This is a genomic window from Staphylococcus sp. EG-SA-2 (assembly GCF_017152085.1).
On the sequence record NZ_JACYHC010000237.1, the window covers coordinates 1 to 510 of the forward strand.

Sequence of the window (510 nt, forward strand, 5' to 3'; positions counted from 1 at the left end):
ATGGGATTCATCGAACCATTTACAAAAGAACTTCCAATGGAATACGCGGTCGAAATGAACCGTTTAATCAAGTTCGAAATGGAAGGTAGTATTGGATAGCTTTAAACCGCGTTGTTAAGCCATTCTTGACTTCCGAAAATGGCTATTGATACCATTTTGATACTGAATATAACAAAAAGCCACATTACTGTGGCTTTTTTTGTTTTATAACTAAATCGGATTGATAGATAAGCTTTGTACTTATTTATATCAGTTCGATTTTTTGATTGGTGTAAAAAATAATCATTGATGGTGGATAAAGCGACAACACAAATACAACATGATTGTGGCATTAGAGTGCTGGTCTTTATTAAATTAATTGAAAGCTACATCAAATATTCTTTAGATAATTCGATATTAGTTCGATTAAGATTCGTTGTATAAGTGAGTTAAAATAAGAAAACTATTAATAATATTAAGTTCACTACAGATGTTGCTAATGGACCATAAGTTTTAAAGACATCTTCACTT

Annotated in this window: 2 protein-coding genes and 1 pseudogene; 2 read left to right on the forward strand and 1 reads right to left on the reverse strand. The window is 30.8% G+C overall.

From position 1 onward, the window contains the following. The coding region (locus tag IDG60_RS21990) for a hypothetical protein (RefSeq protein ID WP_224756941.1) at nt 1-99 on the forward strand (99 nt) is incomplete at its 5' end. 186 nt (nt 100-285) lie between these two features. Further along, on the forward strand, nt 286-423 hold the full coding sequence (locus IDG60_RS02295; protein ID WP_001790198.1) for a chorismate mutase: 138 nt from the start codon (nt 286-288) through the stop codon (nt 421-423). A 5-nt stretch (nt 424-428) separates the two neighbouring features. On the opposite strand, the pseudogene IDG60_RS21995 reads toward IDG60_RS02295, so the two are convergent. Beyond that, nucleotides 429-510: pseudogene (locus tag IDG60_RS21995) on the reverse strand (hypothetical protein); the annotation flags it as partial.